Raw genomic sequence first — 1,582 nt, forward strand, 5'->3', positions numbered from 1 at the left:
TGGTATAGGCGGGGGCAAATATGCCAAGCTAGCTGATGTACTTCAGATGCCAGGTGTACAGGCTGCAACACCCGAGATTACCGTAGGCGAGATGTGGGAAGCGTACCTTGAGTGGAAAGAAACAAAAGTAGAGCCATCTACTTTTGCTGACCGCTATCTGCGACGTTATTCAAATATCATCAAAGGGCTGAAATGGGACAAAAAAAGCCGTAGTTTTTCCGCTACCGGGAACGACATCAGCAGTCTACCTGCTAACAGATTGTCTGCTGAAAAACTATTATTGTCACCTTACAATAAGGCTGCTATTGTCGATACCATCCGAGCGTTAAATGAAGCTTTTGATCGAGGGCAATCAACGGGCATGATAAAGAATGCTCAAAACCCTTATCGAAACTTACATCTTGAAGTTGTCGAGAATCCTAAGGAAAAGTACACATCAGCAATCGGTGTCGATGGTGAAATACTAGAATGGTGGCAGTTGCAAGATAGTAGGCAAGAGGAAGAATGCGAAACTGATGTACGTTTTTTTACCAAGAATGAACGTGACATTATTGTCAGGGCATTCTATGAATCAGACAAGCAAAATGAACGTAAAGCCGCGCCCTTGATTGAATTTTTGTTTCTGACAGGTTGCCGACCCGGTGAAGCTTTCGCATTGCGTTGGGGTGATATTTTCTTTGACCGTGGCTATATCCGTTTTAGTAAGAGCTACGCAACCAGCATTAAATCTACAAAGCGGACAAAAACTAAAGAGATAAGAATGTTCAGAATCACCCCGAAAATAGCTAGCCTTCTATCTAATATTAGAAAAAGTCAATCATCAGTTGACCTTGTATTCCCACAGGTAGGCGGCCAAACTCATAGCAACAGCAGTCACTCTTTAATATGGCTAGGCAAGGTAGATAAGAAAGAAGTAAATGGCAAAAGCTACGAATACCACTATCCTGGCGTAGTTACTCGACTTGTTTCTGAAGGCAAAATCAGCCAATATCTCGCACCTTATCACACTAGACACACTTACATTACCCTTACCGCTCACGCTAACAAAAGTGACACATCGGCTCTTCTGCTATTGGCTCACGCTTGCGGGAACAGTGTTGAAATCATTGTTAAGCATTACCTAGGATTTGATAAAGATATACATCTTGTCGAAGTTTAACCCTTACCTGGTAAGTCACTTACCCCCTTTAATCAGGGGGTATTTTTTTGACTATTTTCCTGTACCTACTGTCATTTTACAAAGTAAGGCCCTACTTTAGGAGCCTACTTTAATACAACGATAGTCCGAAGAGAGAAACGTTGTATATATTTATACTACACTACCTGGACTAAAAGCGATAAAAATTACGGCTATTGCGGTTGAATAAATAATCAACGTATAGAATATTGCCGTCACCGTCTACGCCCCTTCAGCTTTTTTATCAAGGGCTGCATAAATTCTTTCATATCCCCCTTCGGCGCTAAGCCCAAGTTTTCCCGTTGCAGCATCATATCTAGTTCGCTAGTCCGCACTAATTCTTCTATTTTGGATGCTAGGGCATTTTTAATAGTTCCCTTAGCGCTACCCTTCTCTTTCTTGCCA

2 protein-coding genes are annotated in these 1,582 nt (G+C 42.0%); one reads left to right on the plus strand and one right to left on the minus strand.

Features of this window, described 5'->3' with window-relative positions; genetic code table 11:
* Positions 1-1,159 (plus strand): site-specific integrase (locus JGK22_RS33075; RefSeq protein WP_293314566.1); only part of this gene is annotated, 1,159 nt, incomplete at its 5' end.
* 233 nt (positions 1,160-1,392) lie between these two features.
* On the opposite strand, the gene JGK22_RS33080 is transcribed toward JGK22_RS33075, so the two are convergent.
* Positions 1,393-1,582: hypothetical protein (locus JGK22_RS33080; protein ID WP_293314568.1), on the minus strand; the 190-nt coding region annotated here is incomplete at its 5' end.

The organism is Microcoleus sp. PH2017_08_TRC_O_A (genome assembly GCF_020738665.1).
Lineage (GTDB): Bacteria > Cyanobacteriota > Cyanobacteriia > Cyanobacteriales > Microcoleaceae > Microcoleus.